This window comes from Nocardioides sp. Z40_12, assembly GCF_058215795.1.
On the sequence record NZ_JBZAJA010000001.1, the window covers coordinates 292,573 to 307,803 of the forward strand.

General features: G+C 73.8%; 13 protein-coding genes. 6 read left to right on the top strand and 7 right to left on the bottom strand.

The window, feature by feature from the left end:
• Positions 1-8: 8 nt before the first annotated feature.
• The 6 genes from AC4BG9_RS01405 to AC4BG9_RS01430 form a co-directional block, all read right to left on the bottom strand.
• Positions 9-1,340, bottom strand: coding sequence for a hypothetical protein (locus AC4BG9_RS01405; RefSeq protein WP_490569295.1), 1,332 nt, complete (start codon positions 1,338-1,340; stop codon positions 9-11).
• A 70-nt stretch (positions 1,341-1,410) separates the two neighbouring features.
• Complete coding sequence (locus AC4BG9_RS01410) at positions 1,411-2,697, bottom strand: hypothetical protein (RefSeq protein WP_490569296.1); 1,287 nt, start codon at positions 2,695-2,697, stop codon at positions 1,411-1,413.
• On the bottom strand, positions 2,684-3,874 hold the full coding sequence (locus AC4BG9_RS01415) for a hypothetical protein (RefSeq protein WP_490569297.1): 1,191 nt from the start codon (positions 3,872-3,874) through the stop codon (positions 2,684-2,686). Before AC4BG9_RS01415 ends, AC4BG9_RS01410 begins: the two co-directional genes overlap by 14 nt.
• Positions 3,862-4,749, bottom strand: a complete 888-nt coding sequence (locus AC4BG9_RS01420; RefSeq protein WP_490569298.1) for a heme ABC transporter ATP-binding protein — start codon at positions 4,747-4,749, stop codon at positions 3,862-3,864. The genes AC4BG9_RS01415 and AC4BG9_RS01420 overlap by 13 nt, the downstream gene beginning before the upstream one ends.
• The gene (locus AC4BG9_RS01425; RefSeq protein WP_490569299.1) at positions 4,746-5,807 is read right to left on the bottom strand and encodes a FecCD family ABC transporter permease; all 1,062 of its coding nucleotides are present in this window, start codon (positions 5,805-5,807) and stop codon (positions 4,746-4,748) included. The genes AC4BG9_RS01420 and AC4BG9_RS01425 overlap by 4 nt, the downstream gene beginning before the upstream one ends.
• The gene (locus tag AC4BG9_RS01430; RefSeq protein WP_490569300.1) at positions 5,804-6,874 is read right to left on the bottom strand and encodes a heme/hemin ABC transporter substrate-binding protein; all 1,071 of its coding nucleotides are present in this window, start codon (positions 6,872-6,874) and stop codon (positions 5,804-5,806) included. The genes AC4BG9_RS01425 and AC4BG9_RS01430 overlap by 4 nt, the downstream gene beginning before the upstream one ends.
• Before the next feature lie 248 nt (positions 6,875-7,122).
• Here AC4BG9_RS01430 and AC4BG9_RS01435 point away from each other — a divergent pair, with 248 nt between their 5' ends.
• The 6 genes from AC4BG9_RS01435 (at position 7,123) to AC4BG9_RS01460 (ending at position 13,515) form a co-directional block, all read left to right on the top strand.
• The gene (locus AC4BG9_RS01435) at positions 7,123-7,788 is read left to right on the top strand and encodes a biliverdin-producing heme oxygenase (protein ID WP_490569301.1); all 666 of its coding nucleotides are present in this window, start codon (positions 7,123-7,125) and stop codon (positions 7,786-7,788) included.
• Positions 7,789-7,830: 42 nt separating this feature from the next.
• Positions 7,831-8,328: a thiol peroxidase gene (tpx, locus tag AC4BG9_RS01440; protein WP_490569302.1), complete on the top strand. Its 498-nt coding sequence runs from the start codon at positions 7,831-7,833 to the stop codon at positions 8,326-8,328.
• 72 nt (positions 8,329-8,400) lie between these two features.
• Entirely contained in the window at positions 8,401-10,059 is a 1,659-nt protein-coding gene (locus AC4BG9_RS01445; protein ID WP_490569303.1) for a phospho-sugar mutase, read from the top strand.
• A 79-nt stretch (positions 10,060-10,138) separates the two neighbouring features.
• A complete protein-coding gene (deoC, locus tag AC4BG9_RS01450; RefSeq protein ID WP_490569304.1) occupies positions 10,139-11,143 on the top strand; it encodes a deoxyribose-phosphate aldolase in 1,005 nt (334 codons plus the stop codon).
• A gap of 12 nt (positions 11,144-11,155) precedes the next feature.
• Positions 11,156-12,634 (top strand): aldehyde dehydrogenase family protein, encoded by a 1,479-nt coding sequence (locus AC4BG9_RS01455; RefSeq protein ID WP_490569305.1) that lies wholly within the window; start codon positions 11,156-11,158, stop codon positions 12,632-12,634.
• Entirely contained in the window at positions 12,631-13,515 is an 885-nt protein-coding gene (locus AC4BG9_RS01460) for an aldehyde dehydrogenase family protein (RefSeq protein ID WP_490569306.1), read from the top strand. The genes AC4BG9_RS01455 and AC4BG9_RS01460 overlap by 4 nt, the downstream gene beginning before the upstream one ends.
• A gap of 14 nt (positions 13,516-13,529) precedes the next feature.
• On the opposite strand, the gene AC4BG9_RS01465 is transcribed toward AC4BG9_RS01460, so the two are convergent.
• The gene (locus tag AC4BG9_RS01465; RefSeq protein WP_490569307.1) at positions 13,530-15,149 is read right to left on the bottom strand and encodes a substrate-binding domain-containing protein; all 1,620 of its coding nucleotides are present in this window, start codon (positions 15,147-15,149) and stop codon (positions 13,530-13,532) included.
• Between the last annotated feature and the right edge of the window lie 82 nt (positions 15,150-15,231).

Here is a 15,231-nt window from a genome sequence, read left to right on the forward strand (position 1 = left end):
GGCCGAGGTCAGCGGGTGACGCGGAACTTCACGACCTTCTGCACGCGCTTGTAGCTGTCGTCGCCCAGGTAGCGGACGACGAGCCGGTAGGCGCCGCGCTTGCCCTTGGGCAGCTTGATGACGGCCTTGCCCACCTTGTTCAGGGTGGCGCCGAGCGAGACCTTCTTCTTCTTGCCCGGGACCTTGAGCTTCGCCTGGACCTTGCCCGTGCCCGCGCCGGCCTTGCCGGCGACGTCGACCACGACCTTGCCGGGCCTGCGGGTGGTGGGCGCCTTCTTCAGCGTCGCCTTGACCCGCGGCTTCACCTGCGCCGCCGGGGTGGGCGCCGGGGCCGGGGCCGGGGCCGGGGCCGGGGCCGGGGCCTCGGTCGCCGTGGGCGGCGGAGTCGGCTGCCTCAGCACCCCGATCGGGGTCTCGGTGTCGAGGGCGGTCGTCGAGTGCCGGTGCGCCTGCCAGGTGTAGAGCGAGTAGGAGGTGCCGGGGGTGACCTTGGCGAGGTCGACAGCGAAGTTGCGGGTGAAGCCGCCGTTCACCACGGCGCTGGCCGGGACCCAGTCGAAGCCGGCGAACCCGGACTGGCCACCGATGGTGGAGACGTCAGGCAGGCCGCCGGAAGGGGCGACGCCGACGTAGACGCCGTTGTAGTCGGCGTTGCCGCCGAAGAAGTCGGACCCGGTCGCGGTGACCGAGAGCCCGCTCGCGTCCTCGACCACCTGCGCCGTGGTGCTGGGCGCGGCGATGGTGAACGGCGCCGGGTTCTTGAGCTCGGTGGAGCCGTTGAAGTGCGGCTCCACACCGGTGACCATCTGGTCGAGGAACGCCGTCGAGAAGCCGGTGATGGTGGCGGACAGCGTGGAGTCGAGGGTGCCCGTGCTGCTGGTGAACTCGCCAACGACCACGCGCTCCGGTGCCTCGCTGGTGGCGCCGACCTCGCTGGAGACCTCGGCGGTGAGCTGGCCGCTGCCGTCGGCGTCGAGGGTGACGGCCGGGTCGGCGATCGTCACCGAGTAGAGCGGGACGCCCGCGTTGACGAACTGCGTCTTCACGGATCCCTCGTAGCCCACCGTGACGGCGTCGCCGGAGGAGCTCACCGCGCTCTGCGGGAAGGTGGCGACCTTGGGGGTCTTCGCGTACGCGCCACCCGTCAGCTCCCAGGACGGCATGCGGGCGCCGACCTGGGCCGAGATCGACCAGCTGAAGGAGCCGGCGACGGAGTCGGGGGCGACGGGGGCGGCCTGGGCCGCGGGAAGACCGGCGAACGCCGCGGCGGTGAGCGCGACGCTGGCGACCCCCGCGGTCCCGACGGAGAGCCGTCGGCGCAGGAAACGTGAGGTGGACATGCGGGTGTTCCTTTCGGTGGGTGCTGAGCGATGGGTGCTGAGCGATGGGTGCTGAGCGAGGAGGTGACGGTCAGGCCGGGCGGCGAGCCGGCACGAGCAGGAGGAGACCGGCCCCGAGGAGCAGCGCTCCCCCGGCCCACCAGCCCGGATGGACGGTCTCGGCGGTGGCGCCCGCGAGGGAGGTGACCTCGGCGGCGGCCGGCTCCGCCTGCAGGGAGAGCGGCGCGCCGACGACCTGCGGGGCCTCCGGCTCGCCGGGTCCGGCGTCCGGCGGGACCGGCGCGGCCGCCTGGCCCGCCTGCGTCACCGTGGCGGGGCCGGGCAGGGGGCTGGGCAGGGGGCTGGGCGACGGACTGCGGGAGGGACCGGCGGACGGACCGGCCGACGGGCTGGGCCGGACCGGGTTGGTCACCTTCGGCGGCGCCTTCGTCGGCTTGGCGGTCTCGGGCGCCCGCGTGGGCGCGGACGTCTCGGGCAGCGTCCCGGCGTACCCGACCACGACCGGGCTGGGGAGCTTGGTCCAGTCCGACTGGAGCCCGGTGGAGTACCAGAACTGGTCCACCCCCAGCGGTGCGAGGAAGTCGATCATCGGCGCCGGGAAGCTCCCCCAGTGCTCCCCCGTGCGCAGCTGCGGGACCGAGCCGGTCACCTCGACGCCGTGGTAGGCCGGGGTGGCGACCAGGCCGGTCTCCGTCACGTCGACGCCGGAGAGGGTCGCGACGGCGACCCGGCGCCCCTCCACGGGGGTCCAGGTCCGGGTGTCGGTGCGGTCCGCCAGCCAGCCCCCGAGCACTGCGGTGACCTCGCCCGTGCCGCCGCTCAGGCTCAGCTGCGGGTCGGAGACGGTGAAGACGGTGTTGCCCCCGTAGTAGACGACCGTGAAGGTGCCGGTCCACGCCAGGGAGGCGTCCTCGGCGACCGGGTCCACGGTGCCCGCGCCACCGGACACCTTCACCCGGTGACCGCTGAAGGGCCCGTAGAGATCGATGGGCGCGCCCTGGGCGTCGGTGCCCAGCCCCTGCCAGGTGGCGGTCTGCCACGTGCCTGCGGCGTCGAGCTTCTCGATGGTGGTGTTCCCCGCCGCTGCCGACCACTTCGAGGAGGGCAGCGTCGCGCCGCCGCGGCCGGGATCGGCCACCCCGGCGGCGAGGAAGTTGATGGCCGCCGGGTTGTGGGAGCGCGCGTTGGTCTGCTCGTTGAGGCTCCAGGCGAAGACCACGTCGGAGACCTCGACGGTGCTGCCCGGGGCCGGTTCCTCCGGCGACGCGACGGCGGGGGGCTGGCCCGGGCCCAGGGTCGCCAGCAGGGCGACCGCGGCCGAGGCCAGCAGCGCGCCGACGCGCTCAGGCCTGCGCACGACGGCTCCGCATTCTCCGGCGGGTCGCCGCGCCGGCGGCGGCGACGAAGACGAGGGCGCTGATCGCGACGAAGACGGCGGCCGGGGCGCCCTGGGACCACCACGAGGAGCCCGACGATGCCTCCGGCGAGGCGTCCGGGTCCTCACCGGCCACCGGCTGCACGTCGGCCGAGACGCCCGCGGTGACGCCGAACATCACCGAGGCGTCGCGGCCGCCGCCGAAGAGGCGCAGCTCGTGGGTGCCTTCCGGCAGTCCTGCCGGCAGCCCCACGACCCCGACCGCCCGGCCGTCCGCGCCCACCGTGTGCGGTCCGCTGGCCGAGAGCCCGTCGTCGAGGACGACGGTGAACTGCTCGCCCGGGCGCAGTCCGCGGGCGACGAACGACAGTGCCCGCCCGGGCACCGCGGAGGTCCGGTCGACCCGGAGCACGGGCTTGCCCTGCCGGCCCTGCTTCGCCGGCGCGCCGGGTGCCGCGACCTTCCCGGTGCCGTCCCGGGGGGGCCCGGTGGCCGGGGTGCCCGTCCCGGGCGCCGCGGTCTCACCCGGATCCGTGGCGGGCTGCTCGCCGCCCTCGGCCGCCGGCTCGAGGTCGGCGACCCGCACCGGGGTGAAGGTCTCGTTGTTGGCGTTGTGCACCCCGTGCGCGCCCACGGTGATGACCCCGCAGGTCACCTTGCGGCAGTCGACGGTGCGGACCGTGCCGTTGCGCCCGACCCCCTGGAAGGTGGGCCCCGGGACGACGAGCCGCACCGACCAGGAGCCGTCGGCGGACATGGTGCCCCCGTTGGCCGAGGAGGCGGTGTCCGAGCCGGGGAAGGCGACGTAGCGCTGGAACCCGGCGTTGCTGCGCGACTCGCTGTCGGGGACGTAGACGTAGTCGCTGCCCGACCTGCCGCCCTTGCTGGGCTGCCAGCGACCGCTCACCGTGCCGAACCAGACGTAGAGGCCGCCGTGGCCGCCCTTGACCGACTGGAAGCCCCGGCCGGAGACCGTCAGCTCGGTGGAGTAGCGGGAGTCGATGACCTGGCCGCGTCCGTCGTTGTCGACCGTCACCCGCCCGGCCGCCTGCGCCGGGGCGGAGCCGAGGAGCACGACCCCACCGAGCAGGGCCAGGACGGGGAGGAGAGCCAGGGCCGCGGCTCGGCGCGATCCTCGGTGGGGACTCAGGAGGGGCACGAGGTCTCCTTCTCGACGACCTTGACGGCAGGGGGGACGACAGGGGGGACGGCAGGGGGGACAGCAGCGGGGCCGGGGTCGGCGGTCGCTCGCACCGGGACCACCAGGAGGTTCCCGGCGTGCTCCAGCACCTCGACGGGATGCTCGTAGACCTCGGTGAGCAGGACCGAGGTCAGCACCTCCGACGGGCGCCCGACCGCCCGCACGGCGCCCCGGGAGAGGACGCAGACGCGGTCGGCGAAAGCGGCCGCGAGACTCAGGTCGTGCAGCACCACCACGACCGCGGCGCCCGCACGGGCGCTGGCGCGCGCGTGCGTGAGCAGGGCCTCCTGGTGGCGGATGTCCAGCGCGGCGGTCGGCTCGTCGAGCAGGTGCACCTCGACCTCCTGGGCCAGCATCCGGGCGAACGCCACCCGGCCCTGCTCCCCTCCCGAGAGGGTGGGCACCACCCGCGAGGCGAGGTGGTCGACCTCGGTGACCTCCATCGCCTCCTGGACCCGGGCGTCGTCGTCCTCGGCGCGAGGCGTACGACGCCACACCGCCCGTCCCATCTCGACCACCTCGCGCACCCGGAAGCCGAAGGCGAGGATCTGCTTCTGCTGGAGCACCGCCCGGCGGCGGGCCATCTGGGCCGCCGACTGGTCCTCGAGCGGGCGGCCCGCCAGCTCGATCCGCCCGCTGTCGGGGCGGAGGTCGCCCGCGAGCACGGCCAGCAGGGTCGACTTCCCCGCGCCGTTGGGTCCCACCAGCGCGACCAGCTCACCGGGGCGGGCCTCGAAGGAGACGTCGTGGAGGATGCGGTGCCCGGCGATCTCGACGCACACGCCCCGGGCGCTGAGCACCGGCTCGGCGGCGGTGCCGCGAGCGGCCGTCATGCCCAGCCCCCCGCCGTACGCCGGGCGCGCCGCAGCAGCCAGAAGAAGACGGGGCCGCCGACCAGCGAGGTGAGCATCCCGATCGGCAGGTCGGCGTAGGCGATCGCGGTGCGGGCCCACAGGTCCGCCAGGACCAGCAGGACCGCGCCCCCCAGGGCGCTGGCCGGGACCAGCGCCCGGTGCCCCGGGCCCACCACCATCCGCATCAGGTGCGGGATGATCAGCCCGACGAAGGCGATGATGCCGGCGAAGGAGACGGCCGCCGCGGTGAGCACGGCGACCACCACGATGCTGGCCATCCGGAGCCGCTCCACGTCGACGCCGACGTGCCTGGCGCCCCGGTCTCCCAGCGAGAGCAGGTCGAGCCGCCTGGAGAGCAGCAGCGCGGCGACGACGCCCACCAGCGCGGTCGGCGCGGTCACCAGGACCTGCTCGGCGCGCGAGCCGTTGAGGCTGCCGAGCTGCCAGAAGACGATCTCCTCGCGCGCCTGGGTGTCGCCGAGGAACATCAGGAACGCCAGCGCGGCGCCCGCCATGGCGTTGACCGCGACCCCGGTCAGGACCAGGGTCACGACCTCGGTGCGCCCGGAGTCCCGGGAGAGCAGGTAGACCGCGATCGTGGTGAGCAGGCCGCCGACGAAGGCGGCCACGGCGAGGGTCCACTGGCCCAGGAAGGCCACGTCGAAGACGAGCACCGCCGCCGCCGCCAGCGCGGCACCCGAGGAGACGCCGACCACCCCCGGCTCGGCGAGCGGGTTGCCGAAGACGCCCTGCATCACGGCGCCCGCGACGCCCAGGCAGGCGCCCACCAGGACCGCCATCGCCAGCCGGGGGAAGCGCACCTGCCACAGGGTCGACTCCCCCTGCGGGTGGCTGGGCAGGGGCCCGAGGTCGAGCCCGAGGCGGTGGAGCAGGGAGCCGACCACCTCCTCCGCGGGGATGTGGAGCTGCCCCGCGCCCGCGGCCATCGTGACCGCCACCAGTAGCAGGGCGCCGAGCGCACCCAGCACCAGGCGCCGGCTGGTGCTGGTGGCCGGCAGCGGGAGGCTCAGGCTCACGTGAGCTCCTGCGGGGCGTGCACCGCCACCGCGAGGGCGTTGAGGACGTCGGCGGTGCGGGGGCCGTAGCCGAGGATCAGCGAGTCGTCGACGTCGACGAACCGCTCGTTGCGCCCGGCGGGGGTGTTGGCCAGGGCGGGGAGACGCTCCAGCAGCCCCTCGACGCCGCCGGTCGACTCCAGGCCGCCGCGCATCATCACCACCAGCTCGGGCGCCGCGGCGACCAGGCCCTCGGCGGTCACCGGGCGCATCCCCGACCAGCCGATCTCCTCGGCCACGTCGTAGGCGCCGACGGCGTCGATCAGGTCGTCGGCCCCGGACCCCCGGCCGAACATGTAGTAGACCCCGGCGTTGCCGCGCACGTAGAGGAAGATGGTGCGCAGCCGCCGCCGCTCGTCCTGCGGGGCAACCTCGGCGATGTCGGCCTCGACGGCCTCGATCTCGGCGCCGATCCGGTCGGCCAGCGCCTCGCCGGCGTCCGGGACACCGAGGGCGGCCGCGGTCTGGCGGGTGATCTCGCCGACGTTGTCCAGGGTGCGCGAGGACTCCACCACCACGACCGGGATACCGGCCTCGCGCATCTGGAGCACCACGTCCCAGGGGCCCAGCGAGGTGTCGGTGAGGATCAGGGTGGGGTCGAGGTCGAGGATCGCCTCGGCGTTGAGCTCGTGACCGCTGCCGCCGGTCACCAGCGGGAGGTCCGCGGCCTGCTCGAAGCCGGTGGAGAGGTCACGGCCCACCAGGCGGTCACCCAGACCGAGCTCGAAGACCGTGCGGGACAGGGTGCCGTGCAGGTCCAGGGCCAGCACCCGGGAGACGTCCTTCACCACCACCTCGGTGCCCTGGGAGTCGGTCAGGGTGACGGGGAGCTCGGGCTCGGGGTCGGTGGCGACGGGCACGATGTCCGTCTCCTCGACGCCGGCGCTCACCGCGCCGCGCCAGGCGCGCGGGTCCTCGGCGGGGGTGGTGCTCGCCAGTGGCGGCGCGGCCTTCACGGTGCCGGCCGGGCCGGACTCCTCAGCCCGGTCCGGGCCCTGGATCCCGCACCCGGCCACCAGTGCGGTCACCACGGCCAGGGCGCCCGCGCGGAGTACATGCGACCTGAGCAATCTCAACCTCTCCTCGACGTGTGACCGGACCCGGTGGGCCGACGCAGCGCGTGGCACCGGGGCCGGGCGATCGGGTTCCGCACCCGGTCGGGGGTCCCGAGCGGGAACCCGATCGCTTAGGTTAGCCTAACCCAACTAAGGTTCCCCTAAGCATGCGGGTGCCAGCCCTGGCCGCACCCGACCACGACCTGATCCGGAGACCGCCCATGACCGTCCTGGACGCCACGTCCACACCCCTGTCGACCGCGCTGCGCGAGGGCTCACGGGCCCAGCACGACGCCGCCGAGAGCGCCACGTTCATCGAGGACCTGATGGGCGGGCGGATCAACGAAGCCGGATACGTCAACTATCTGCGTCAGCTGCGGACAGTCTATGCGGCCCTGGAAGAGACCGGCCGTGCCCTGGCCGGCCATCCCCTGGTCGCCCCGCTCCACGACGCCGCCCTGGAGCGGCTCCCCAGCCTGGACGCCGACCTGGCGGCGTGGAGCACCGGCGACGACGCCGAGCGGGTCTGCCCCGGGGCCGCTGCCGCCGAGTACGCCGCCCGCATCCGCGCCACGGCCGACCACCCGGTCCGCTTCGTCGCCCACCACTACACCCGCTACCTGGGCGACCTCTCCGGCGGCCAGGCGATCGGCCGGATCCTCGACCGCGACTTCGACCGCCGGGGCAGCGGCCTGTCGTTCTACCGGTTCGACACGATCGCGAAGGTCAAGGCCTACAAGGACGGCTACCGCGCCCGCCTGGACGAGCTGCCCCTCGACGAGGCGCAGCAGGCCGAGGCGGTCGCGGAGGTCCAGCACGCCTTCAGCCACAACCAGGCGGTCTTCGCCGAGCTCGGCCGGCACACGGCACACTTCGCCCGGGCCTGAGACCCGGCGCCGGCGGTTGTCGCCGCAGTGTAGGAATGGTCCATGGCTACCACTGCACTCAAGGGCAACACCGTCCACACCGTCGGCGAGCTGCCGGCCGTCGGCAGCTCCGCTCCGGGCTGGGACCTGGTCGGCGAGGGACTCTCCCAGCTGACCCAGGCCGACTCCCAGGGCACCCGCGTCGTGCTCAACATCTTCCCGAGCGTCGACACCGGGATCTGCGCGGCGAGCGTCAGGAAGTTCAACGAGCTGGCCGCCGGGCTGGAGAACACCACCGTGGTCAACGTGTCGAAGGACCTCCCCTTCGCCCAGGCCCGGTTCTGCGGCGCCGAGGGCATCGACCAGGTCAAGGTCGGCTCGGCGTTCCGCTCCAGCTTCGGCGAGGACTACGGCGTCACGCTGGCCGACGGCCCGATGGCCGGGCTGCTGGCCCGCGCGGTCGTGGTGCTCGACGCCGACGGCAAGGTGACCTACACCCAGCTGGTCGACGAGATCACCACCGAGCCGGACTACGACGCCGCGCTCGCCGCCCTCTCCTGACCCTGCTGCGACGCGAGCCGGCTCGCCCGGGTGGCCCATGCGGCCCCTGGGCGGCCGCGCTACCGTGCGGCCATGACGTCTGAGATCTCCCCCGCAAGCCTGCTCGACCGCGCCCGCGCCTGGGTCGCCGAGGATCCCGACGACGTCACCCGCGCTGAGCTGGCGGCGGTCATCGCCGAGGTGGAGGCCGGCAGCGACGACGCCGACCTCGCCGACCGCTTCCGCGGCACCCTGGAGTTCGGCACCGCCGGGCTGCGCGGCGCCCTCGGCGCCGGGCCCAACCGGATGAACCGCGTCGTCGTGCTGCGCGCCGCCGCCGGCCTGGCGGCCTACCTGCGCGACCAGGGCGTCGTCGGCGAGGCGTCCGTGGTGGTCGGCTACGACGCCCGGCACAACAGCGAGGTCTTCGCCCGCGACACGTGCGAGGTGATGACGGGCGCCGGCTTCCGCGCCTTCGTCATGCCCCGCCCCCTGCCGACGCCGCTGCTGGCCTACGCCATCCGCGAGCTCGGCTGCGTCGCCGGGGTGATGGTCACCGCCAGCCACAACCCCCCGGCCGACAACGGCTACAAGGTCTATCTCGGCGACGGCAGCCAGATCGTGCCTCCCGCCGACACCGGGATCGCGGCCCGCATCGCCGCGGTCGGCGCGGTCGCCGACATCCCGCGCGGAGGCCCCGGCACCCTGGTCGGCGAGGAGCTCATCGACCGCTACCTCGACACCACGGCGTCGCTGGTGGCCGACGGCCCGCGCGACCTGAAGATCGTCTACACACCCCTGCACGGCGTGGGCGGCGCCAGCGTCGCGCAGGTGCTGGAGACCGCCGGCTTCTCCGAGCTCCACGTGGTGGAGCAGCAGGAGCAGCCGGACCCGGACTTCCCCACCGTCGCGTTCCCCAACCCCGAGGAGCCCGGCGCGATGGACCTCGCGCTGGCGCTGGCCGCCCGGCGCCGCGCCGACCTGGTGGTCGCCAACGACCCGGACGCCGACCGGTGCGCCGCCGCGATCGAGGGTCCGCACGGCTGGCGGATGCTGCGCGGCGACGAGGTCGGCGCCATCCTGGCCCAGCACCTCCTCGACAGCGGCCGCAGCGGGGTCTACGCCACCTCCATCGTCTCCTCCTCGCTGCTGGGCAAGATGGCGGCGGCGGCCGGCCAGCCCTACACCGAGACCCTGACCGGCTTCAAGTGGATCGGCCGGCTGGAGGGCCTCGCCTTCGGCTACGAGGAGGCGCTCGGCTACTGCGTCGACCCCGAGCACGTGCGCGACAAGGACGGCGTCTCGGCCCTGCTGCTGCTCTGCGAGATCGCGGCCGCGGCCAAGGCGGAGGGGCGCACCCTCGGCGACCTGCTCGACGACATCGCGACCCGTCACGGGCTGCACGCCACCGACCAGCTCTCGGTGCGCTTCACCGACACCGCCGGGATCGAGGCCGCGATGGAGCGGCTGCGCTCGACCCCTCCGACCTCGCTGGGCGGCCTGGCCGTGGAGCGCGTCGAGGATCTCGCGGAGGGCTCCGCCGCCCTGCCGCCGACCGACGGGCTGCGCTACACCCTGGCCGAGGGCGCCCGGGTGATCGTGCGTCCCTCGGGCACCGAGCCGAAGGTCAAGTGCTACCTCGAGGTGGTCGTCCCGGTCTCGCCGGAGGACGGCGTCGACGCCGCCCGCATCTGTGCCGCTGGCCGGCTCGACGCCCTCAAGAACGACGTGCGGGCGGCCGCCGGGCTCTGAGCGCCCGGCGTCCCCCCGGGACGGGCCGGGAGGGTGCGCGGTTTGTCGCCGCGCGGCGTGCCACGCCTATGCTGTCGGAGTGACAGCCCCTTCTGCCTCGACGACGAGTGCAGGCCCGGCCGGAGCAGACCTCGCCGCCTCGTTCGGCGACGTGACCGCCTCGGACGCCTCCCTGCGCCGCTTCCTCCACGGACTCCCCGGGGTCGACCAGGTCGGCTGCGAGGCGCGCGTCGCCGGCCTCGGCACCCGGTCCATCAAGACCACCGCCAAGGCCCACGCCCTCGACCTCGCGATCCGGATGGTCGACCTGACCACGCTGGAGGGCATGGACACCCCCGGCAAGGTGCGCGCCCTGGCCGCCAAGGCGATGCGCCCCGACCCGGCCGACCCGACCTGCCCGTCCGCCGCGGCGGTCTGCGTCTATCCCGACATGGTCGCGACCGCCAAGGAGACGCTCGGCGACTCCGGCGTCCACGTGGCCGCGGTGGCCACCGCCTTCCCCAGCGGTCGCGCCGCCCTCGACGTCAAGCTCGCCGACACCCGCGACGCCGTCGAGGCGGGTGCGGACGAGATCGACATGGTCATCGACCGCGGTGCCTTCCTCTCCGGCCGCTACCTGCAGGTCTTCGAGGAGATCGTCGCCGTGCGCGAGGCGTGCGCGCGTCCCGGTGGCGGGGCCGCCCACCTCAAGGTGATCTTCGAGACCGGCGAGCTGCAGACCTACGACAACGTGCGCCGGGTCAGCTGGCTGGCCATGATGGCGGGCGGCGACTTCATCAAGACCTCCACCGGCAAGGTGCAGCCGGCCGCGACCCTGCCGGTGACCCTGACCATGCTCGAGGCGGTCCGCGACTTCCGCGCCCAGACGGGCCGGATGGTCGGGGTCAAGCCGGCCGGTGGCATCCGCACCGCCAAGGACGCCATCAAGTACCTGGTGATGGTCAACGAGGTCGTCGGCCAGGACTGGCTCGACCCGGACTGGTTCCGCTTCGGCGCCTCCACGCTCCTCAACGACCTGCTGATGCAGCGCACGAAGATGACCACCGGCCGCTACAGCGGTCCCGACTACTTCACCCTGGACTGAGGAAAGCAGAGCATGGTCAAGGTTCCCGAGTCGAGCCCCGCGGCTCCCCTCTTCGACTACGCCCCCGCCCCGGAGTCCCGGGCGGTCGTCGACATCCGGTCCTCCTACGGCCTCTTCGTCGACGGCGACTTCGTCGACGGCCGGGGTCAGTCGTTCAAGACCCTCAACCCGGCCACCGAGGAGGTGCTCGCCGAGGTCGCGGAGGCCGACGAGGCCGACGTCGACCTCGCGGTGCGGGCTGCCCGCCGGGCCTTCACCTCGGTCTGGTCGAAGATGAGCGGGCGGGAGCGGGCCAAGTACCTCTACCGGATCGCCCGGATCCTCCAGGAGCGCGCCCGGGAGTTCGCCGTCCTGGAGTCCCTGGACAACGGCAAGCCGATCCGGGAGAGCCGCGACTTCGACGTCCCGAGCGCCGCGGCGCACTTCTTCTACTACGCCGGCTGGGCCGACAAGCTCGACTACGCCGTCCCCGGCAACCGCGACCCGCGTCCGGTCGGCGTCGCCGGACAGGTGATCCCCTGGAACTTCCCGCTGCTGATGCTGGCCTGGAAGGTCGCCCCGGCGCTGGCCGCCGGCAACACGGTGGTGCTCAAGCCCGCGGAGACCACGCCGCTCACCGCACTCCTCTTCGCCGAGGTCTGCCAGCAGGCCGACCTCCCCCCGGGCGTGGTCAACATCCTCACCGGCGCCGGCGCCACCGGCCAGGCGCTGGTCGCCCACGCGGACGTCGACAAGGTCGCCTTCACCGGCTCCACCGAGGTCGGGCGCCGGATCGCACGCACCGTGGCCGGCACCGACAAGAAGGTGACCCTCGAGCTCGGGGGCAAGGCCGCCAACATCGTCTTCGAGGACGCTCCCCTCGACCAGGCCGTCGAGGGGATCGTGACCGGGATCTTCTTCAACCAGGGCCACGTCTGCTGCGCCGGCTCGCGGCTGCTCGTCCAGGAGAGCGTCGCCGAGGAGGTGCTCGAGCGCCTCAAGCAGCGGATGGCGACGCTGCGCGTGGGCGACCCGCTCGACAAGAACACCGACGTCGGCGCCATCAACTCCGCCGAGCAGCTGGGCCGCATCCGCGAGCTGGCCGCGGTGGGTGAGGACGAGGTCGGCAGCACGGGCGGCGCCGGTCGCTGGTCCCCGCCGTGCGAGCTGCCCGACCGCGGTTTCTGGTTCCCCCCGACGCTCTTCACCGGCGTCTCGCAGGCCCACCGGATCGCCCGCGAGGAGATCTTCGGGCCGGTGCTCTCGGTGCTGACCTTCCGCACCCCCAGCGAGGCGGTCGAGAAGGCCAACAACACCCCGTTCGGCCTCTCCGCCGGGGTCTGGACCGAGAAGGGCTCCCGGATCCTGTGGATGGCCAACCAGCTGCGCGCCGGCGTGGTCTGGGCCAACACGTTCAACAAGTTCGACCCCACCTCGCCGTTCGGCGGCTACAAGGAGTCGGGCTACGGCCGCGAGGGCGGCCGTCACGGACTGGAGGGATACCTCAAGTGAGCAGCACGCCCCCCGCCCGCGCCGCGGTGCGCAAGACCTGGAAGCTCTACATCGGCGGCGCGTTCCCGCGCTCGGAGTCGGGCTACTCCTACGTGGTCGAGGACGCGCACGGCGACTTCGTGGCCAACGTGGCCCAGGCCTCGCGCAAGGACGCCCGGGACGCCGTCCAGGCGGCCCGCAAGGCCTTCGGCGGCTGGTCCGCCAGGACGGCCTACAACCGGGCCCAGATCCTCTACCGGGTCGCGGAGATCATGGAGGACCGCCGGCCGCAGCTGGTCGAGGTGGTCCGCCTCTCCGAGGGGCTGGACGCGGCGGCCGCCGCCCGCACCGTCGACGAGGCCGTCGACCGGATGGTCTGGTACGCCGGCTGGGCCGACAAGATCACCCAGGTCGTCGGGTCGGCCAACCCGGTCGCGGGTCCGTACTTCAACCTCTCCTCCCCCGAGCCCACCGGGGTGGTCGCCGTGATCGCCCCCCAGCGCTCCTCGCTGCTCGGGCTGGTCTCGGTGCTCGCCCCCGTCGTGGTCACCGGCAACACCGCCGTGGTGCTGGCCTCGCAGGAGCGCCCGCTCCCCGCGGTCACCCTCGCCGAGGTGCTGGCCACCTCCGACGTCCCCGGCGGGGTGGTCAACATCCTGACCGGGCCGACGTCGGCCACCGCCCCCTGGCTCGCCGAGCACATGGACGTCAACGCGATCGACCTCACCGGGGTCGCGGGCGACGCCGAGGTCGCCACGGCCTACGAGGCAGCGGCCGCGGAGAACCTCAAGCGGGTGCTGCGCGCGCCCGCCGCGGAGCCCGACTGGCTGGGCGACCCTGGGCTGGAGCGGATGACCGCGTTCCTGGAGACCAAGACGGTCTGGCACCCGATCGGCCGCTGAGGCCGGCAGGCCGGTCAGCGCGACATCAGGGCCTCGGTGAAGACGTCGATGATGTCGCGGGGGTCCATGGCCTGGTAGGCCTCACCGCCGGTGGCCTTCGAGATCTTCCGCAGGGCCGGCATGTCGGCGTCCCCGCTGATGCCGACGGAGATGATCCGCACCGGCCGGTCGGGGTCCCTCAGGCTCTGCAGGCGCGAGAGCACCTGCTCCAGCCGCAGCGAGCCCGGGTCCTCGTTGGCCCCGTCGCTGAGCAGGATGACGGCGTTGAAGAAGTTCTCGTCGTAGGCACGGACCGCCTTGGCGTAGGCCGCCACCACCGTGTCGTAGAGGCCGGTGCCGCCCTGGGTGATGCCCTTGAGGGTGGGGACGCGGCCGCGCAGGTAGTCGATGTGCGGCCTGCCCTGGGTGGTGTCGTTGAGGCGCCGCATCGGGGCGAGCTCGCGCCAGTCCTGGCCGGGGCCACCCTGGTCGATGGAGAACGCCCACATCCCGATCCGGGCGTGGCCGGGGAAGACGTCGAGCGCGGTGAGCGCCGCGCCGACCGCGAGGTCCATCCGGGTCTGGCCGTCGCCGGCGGGGAAGTCCATCGAGCCGGAGGCGTCGAAGACCGCCAGCAGGCTCGAGGGCACGCTGAGCACCCGCCACGCGCCGAGCGCGTCGTTGAAGACGTCGCCGGGGACCTCGGTGAAGAGGGTGAGCTCACCCATCCCCCGGCCGGCGATCGGGGCGCCGCCGGGCACCCGCAGGCCGGCCGCGGCGAGCGCGCCCTCGCCGGCGGGCGAGTCGAACCACTCGGCGAGGGCGGCCCCGGCCCGGTCGACCTTGGTGCCCCCGTCGGTCTTGACCAGGGGGAAGGTGAGCAGGGGGGCGCCCGTCTCCGGGGTGACCAGCTGGAGGTCCGGCACGGCCGCACCGGTGGCCAGGAGGTCCTGCTCGGTGACGGGGATCAGCTGGCTGAAGGTGGTGTTGATCCGGTCGAGGGCGACCTCGTCGGCCTGGCCGGAGGTGGCGCGCACGCCGTACGCCTGCGCCGCGTTGACCACCGCCGCGTCGATGCGCTCCGCGACGGCGGCGGCGTCGGCGGAGGAGCCCTCCAGCGCGGGAGCGACGATCCCCAGCGCCGAGGCACCGTCGACCTCGGGGTCGGAGAGCAGCATCCGGCCCGACTCCAGGGCCTCCAGCCAGGTGGCCGGTCGCTCGACCGACGGCCCGCCGGCCAGGCCCACCGGGGTGCTGGCCAGCGAGTCGCTGATCGTGCTGGCCTGGATGCCGACCGCGGCCAGGGCCGCCACCCGGGCCGGGGAGTCGGCCACCCACAGGTGGGGTCGGCCGCCGCCGAACAGGGAGTCCTCGACCGCCGCCGCGCTCTCGGCGCGCAGCTCCACCGGGAAGCACGACTCCTGCTGCTTGAGCGCGATGATGGCCTGCTCCACCGGGACCTCCATCGCGGGCGCGACGCTGACCACGATCGGGTCGTCCGACTCGCAGTCCTCGGCGGAGGCCCCCTCCGGGCCGTCGGGCCGCAGGAAGAGCCAGGCGACGACGGCGAGGACGGCGATCAGCGCCACCACCGGCACGGCCGAGCGCATGCCACCCTCGGCCTTCTCGCTGTGGGCATGGCGTCCTGACCCCATCGGTGTGCTCCCCTCCAACAGCCTCTGCAACAGCCTCTGCTCCACAGTGTGGGTCGAGGATACGGTCCGTCTACCCCTGAGT

What these genes read in the sequence shown, in the direction of transcription:
- AC4BG9_RS01455 (WP_490569305.1), top strand. Translation starts at nt 11,156, where the DNA reads ATGGTCAAGGTTCCCGAGTCGAGCCCCGCGGCTCCCCTCTTCGACTAC.
- AC4BG9_RS01445 (WP_490569303.1), top strand. Translation starts at nt 8,401, where the DNA reads ATGACGTCTGAGATCTCCCCCGCAAGCCTGCTCGACCGCGCCCGCGCC.
- tpx (WP_490569302.1), top strand. Translation starts at nt 7,831, where the DNA reads ATGGCTACCACTGCACTCAAGGGCAACACCGTCCACACCGTCGGCGAG.
- AC4BG9_RS01465 (WP_490569307.1), bottom strand. Translation starts at nt 15,149, where the DNA reads ATGGGGTCAGGACGCCATGCCCACAGCGAGAAGGCCGAGGGTGGCATG.
- AC4BG9_RS01405 (WP_490569295.1), bottom strand. Translation starts at nt 1,340, where the DNA reads ATGTCCACCTCACGTTTCCTGCGCCGACGGCTCTCCGTCGGGACCGCG.
- AC4BG9_RS01435 (WP_490569301.1), top strand. Translation starts at nt 7,123, where the DNA reads ATGACCGTCCTGGACGCCACGTCCACACCCCTGTCGACCGCGCTGCGC.
- AC4BG9_RS01420 (WP_490569298.1), bottom strand. Translation starts at nt 4,749, where the DNA reads ATGACGGCCGCTCGCGGCACCGCCGCCGAGCCGGTGCTCAGCGCCCGG.